Source organism: Micromonospora sp. NPDC005174, from assembly GCF_040608495.1.
Lineage (GTDB): Bacteria > Actinomycetota > Actinomycetes > Mycobacteriales > Micromonosporaceae > Micromonospora.
Genome location: NZ_JBEXIJ010000065.1, coordinates 1 through 4667 on the forward strand (window position 1 = coordinate 1; position 4667 = coordinate 4667).

Annotated in this window: 1 protein-coding gene and 1 pseudogene; one reads left to right on the forward strand and one right to left on the reverse strand. The window is 73.0% G+C overall.

The window, feature by feature from the left end; genetic code table 11:
• Positions 1 to 292: pseudogene (locus ABZU91_RS32670) on the reverse strand (hypothetical protein); the annotation flags it as partial.
• A 646-nt stretch (positions 293 to 938) separates the two neighbouring features.
• On the opposite strand from ABZU91_RS32670, the gene ABZU91_RS32675 reads away from it, so the two are divergent.
• Complete coding sequence (locus ABZU91_RS32675; protein ID WP_355249147.1) at positions 939 to 4547, forward strand: ABC transporter ATP-binding protein/permease; 3609 nt, start codon at positions 939 to 941, stop codon at positions 4545 to 4547.
• Positions 4548 to 4667 lie beyond the last annotated feature (120 nt).

The window sequence follows — 4667 nt, forward strand, 5'->3', positions numbered from 1 at the left end:
GCTTGGACTCCTGCAGGCTCGTGGCGATGGAGATGACCGCGGCCCGCTCGGGCAGGCCGGCCTTCTTCGTGGCCGCGATGATGGCCTTGACGTTGCCGGTCTGCTCACCGTTGAGGTCGATGTGCGACTGGTCGCCCTGCGGCTTGGGTGCGGTGGTCTGCACCGCGACGGCGGCGGGCTTGGCGTCCACGGCCGGGGTGGCGGCGTGGGCGGCGATCGGGCCGGCGAACACGCCGCCGGCGAACGCGAGACCAGCGATGGACAGCATGCTCTTGCGGAAGATCGTGTTCATGGGGGTAGCTCCTTCGGGGGTAGGAAACACCCACGCGACACCGTTCGGGGGATCGGGTGACGTGGGGGTCAGCACCTCGTCCGGGCGCTGCAATAAAGCAGGGGGAAAGTCTGGGGTCGGCGGCCTGCGAGCGGGGGCTCGTGGCGCCGGGACCAGGTGTAACGACCGGCTGGCCGGGGTCATTCCCGGGGGGCGGTGGCCTACGGGGCGGGTTCCTCGGCGGCCGGTCCGTGTGTAACGACCCGGTGGCCGGGGCCATTCCCGCAGGCGGGCGGCTCGTGCGACGAGCCGGTGGTCCTGTGCTCGTCAGGATGTGTAACGACCACCGGCCCGCCACGATTCCGGCCGGCGGGTGCAGCCGGTCACCACGAACGCCCCACAATCGAACATAACGCCCAAAAGACGCGATCGAGCGCGTTGATCAACTCCTGATCGCCGAACTCGGGGTATCCGGGACCGGTCGATACCCCCAGGTCGGCGAAGTCGCGTCGATCACGTCGATGCGGGGCGCGCGGGTCTCGCGTCCCCGTTGTCGGGCGCGCCGGGCATCGCGGATGTCCTGCTCAGAGGCGGGTAAATCGGTTGAGAGGACAGGGGCGCTGCCGGCACGCTGGGTGTTCCGCCACCCACGTCCGGAGGAACTCCGATGCGCCTGCTCCGTGATCTGTGGGCCACCTCGCCACGTCGCCTCACGCTCGTGGGCGTCCTGATCGTGCTCGGTGCGGCCGGTCAGGCGGGCGCGTCCGCGCTCGCCGGCGCGGTGCTCGTACACCGGTCGGCCACGTCCTTCACGATCCTCGCCGCCGCGTTGGCCGCCGTGGTGCTCACCGACCTGGTGGTGAGCCTGCTGATGGCGGGGCTGACCGCCGACTGGTCCGCCGACGTCCGTCGACGGCTCTGCCGCGTCGCGCTCGGGCAGGATCTGCCGAGCCTCGAGACCACGCCGGTGGGTGAGCTGCTGGACCGCATCGACGGTGATGTCTACCAGGTGGCGTCGGCGGTACGGAACCAGGGCTCGCGCCTCGCCCAGGGGCTCTGCGTGGGACTGCTGTCGATGGTCGTCGCGCTCGTCGTGTGGTGGCCGGCCGGAACCGCGATGCTGCTGCTGACGGTGGTGCTCGCGGTGGGTCTGCGCCGGCCCACGGCACGGATCGGCCCGGCCCGGATGGCCGAGGAGGAGGCCTGGTCGGACCTGGCAGCCGTGATGGAGGAGGCGGTGCACGGCCAGGACGACGTACGAACCAGCCTGGCCCAGCCGTACGTACTGCGGCTGTACGCCCGACGGGCCGCCACCGTGCTGTCCCGCGGCCACCGGGTCTGGGTGCTCTCCGCCAAGGTGGCCACGGTCGCCACCGCGACGATCCGGGTGGGCGTCGGCGCGGTCGTGCTCGGCGGAGCCTGGGCCCTGGCCACCGGCCGGGTCGACGCCGCCCGGCTCACCGCCATCTGGCTGCTCGCCCTGGCCTTCGGGGCCACCGCGGAACATGTCAGCCGGATGGTGCCCGAGCTACAGGAAGCCCTCGGTGCGTGGGCTCGCGTGCAGTTGCTCCAGAAGGCCCGGCAGGAGCCGGTCGGCGGGGCCGCCCCGGTCGAGGGTGACCTGCGCATCCGGGACCTGACCTTCGGGTACGAGGTCACCGGCCCGGAGAGCGGGCGGGGTCCTGCCCTGCGGGGGCTCAGCCTCACCTTCGCGCGGGGCCGCTCGTACGCCCTGATCGGGCGTACCGGGTCGGGTAAGTCGACGTTGGCGAAGGTGCTCACCCGGGCGGTGGACGTGCCGCCGGGCACCGTCTTCCTCGGCGGTACGGACCTGTGCGACCTCGACGTCGAAGAGCTGCGACGATGGGTGGCGCTGGTGCCGCAACGCACCGAGATCCTGGCCGGAACGCTCGCCGAGAACGTCGCCCTCTACGACCCGGAACTGCTCGACGCCGCCGCCCGGGCGCTCGACGAACTGGGCCTGGCCAGCTGGATCGCGGAGCTGCCCGACGGGTTGGCGACCCGACTCGGGGAGGGTGGGCACGTGCTCTCCGCCGGCCAGGAGCAACTGGTGGCGTTCGCCCGGATCCTGGTCCGTGAGCCGCACGTCGTGATCCTCGACGAGGCCACCGCCCGGTTGGACCCGGTGACCGAGGCGCGCGTGCAGCGGGCCACCGAACGGCTGCTGCGCGACCGCATCGGCATCGTCATCGCGCACCGGCTCTCCTCGGTGCGCCGTTGCGACGAGGTGGTGGTGCTCGCCGACGGCGCGGTGGTCGAGGCCGGTCCGTTGGAGTCGTCGACGCGGTTCGCCGAGCTGCTGGCGACCAGTCACGCCGCCGTGTACGCGGGCGGACCGACGGCGTTCCACCCCGGCGGCGGCACCGACCTCCTGACCGGCCCGAACACGGCCGGCGCGGAGCTGCTGACCGGCCCGGACACCGTGCACGCCGGGCGGGACACGACCGGCACCGACCTCCTGACCAGCAGGAACACGACCGGCGCGTACGCCGCCGGTGGTGCTGGTCCGGTCGGAGCGGAGGTGGCGGGCGAGCGGGTGCCGGGGGCGCGTACCGAGCCGCCGCCGTTGCCACCGACGCCGCGGGCGCGCACGTTCCGGGAGATCATCCGGCTCTGCACCAACGACCCCCGCTACGGAGCGGCCGCAATCGTGCTGTTCCTCGGGCTCAGCCTGCTCGGGCTGGACGGACCGCTGCTGCCGTGGCTGTGGGCCGACCTGGTCGACGGGACCGGCAGCCCGTACCTGCCGGCGCTGGGCATCGTGGCCGGACTGCTGGTCACCCTGCCGCTGCCGTTCTACACCCACGTGTGGTTCCCGCACTGGTGGGTGCGGCAGATGCTGCGGATCGGTCTGCGGTTGGTGCACGGCCAGACCGGCCCTCGCCGGGTCAGCTCGCACACCCCGGCGGAGGTGGTGGCGCAGGGTGGCGACACCGAGCGGGTGGTACAGCTCGCCGACAACGTGCTGGACCAGTCCGTGGCGGTGGTGCTGGTGGTCGCCATGACGGCGGTCACCGGCAGCGTCGTACCCGGGCTGTTCTTCTTCGGCACGATGGTCGTCTCCGGCCTGGCCGCGACGTTGTTCGGCCCGAAGTTGGAGCGCGCCGCGCGGGCGACAGTGGCGGCGCGCGCAGCCTTCGCCACCGCGCTCGTCTCCGCGCTCTCCGCGGCGCGGACGGTCAAGCTCGCCGGCGCGACATCGGCGGTGCTGCGGCACCTGGCCGACCTCGACGTGCTGCGCAGCGACCGGCAGCGGCGGGAGATCGCGGTGCAGGTGTGGTCCCGCTCGACGCCGTCGGTGGCCAGCGGGCTGCTACCGATCGGCGCGTGGGCTCTCTACCTGGGCGGTGACCTGTCGGCCGGTGCGGTGCTGGTGGCCGTCTCCACGCTGGGCGCGGCCCGGTGGTTTGCCTGGACCACCGCGTCGTTGATCTCCCAGCTGCCGTCGGCGCGGGTGTGGACCAAGCGGACGGTGGCGATGACCGGCGTGGGGGCGTACTCGGCGGGCGTGCCGGCGGTGGATCTGGCCGGCGGGACGGCGCCGGCACCGGCGTCGCCGCCCCGCCGCCCGCTGCGCAGGTTGGAGCTGCGCGGCTTCTCGGTGGTGCACTCCGACGGCACGGTCGCCGTGCGCGACGTGGACCTGACGGTCCAGCGCGGGCAGTTGGTGCTGGTCGTCGGGCCGGTCGGGTCGGGCAAGTCCTCGCTGCTGCGGGCCCTGGCCGGCATCGTCCACCACACCGGCGAGCTGTCGTGGAACGGTGACCCGGTCACCGAGCCCGAGCTGTTCCTCCGCCCCAACCAGGTCGGTTACGTCGGTCAGCTGCCCCGGGTGCTCTCCGGGACGGTGGCCGACAACATCGCGCTCGGCCATCAGGTGGACGCGGCGGGCGCGGTCAGTACGGCACAGCTCGACCACGATCTGGCCGCCGCCGGTGGGGGACTGGGTCTGCTCATCGGGCACAAGGGCACCCGGCTGTCCGGCGGGCAGCTTCAGCGGCTGGCCCTGGCCCGGGCGCTGGCCCCGCGTACCGAACTGTTGGTCGCGGACGATGTGTCGTCGGCGCTCGACGTCACGACGGAGCTGGCGCTGTGGCAGGCGCTGCGGGCGCACGGGGTGACCGTGGTGGGGTCCACCGCGAAGCGCGCCGCGCTGGTCCGCGCCGACCACGTGGTGGTCCTGCGGGCCGGCTCGGTGGCGGCCCAGGGCACCTGGCGGGAGTTGGAGGGCGAGTGGTCGCACCTCGCCGGCTGAGAGCCGGGTCGGGCGGCTGCCGGTGCAACGGTAGTTCTGCCCGACTTCTTCTCCGCAGCGATCCCAGACGGGCAACCGCGTGCCGGTGTACTTGACGATCAGCGAGGCAGTGGGGGACTT

Excerpts from the sequence above, each read along its gene's own strand:
- ABZU91_RS32675 (WP_355249147.1), top strand. The coding sequence starts at position 939 with ATGCGCCTGCTCCGTGATCTGTGGGCCACCTCGCCACGTCGCCTCACG.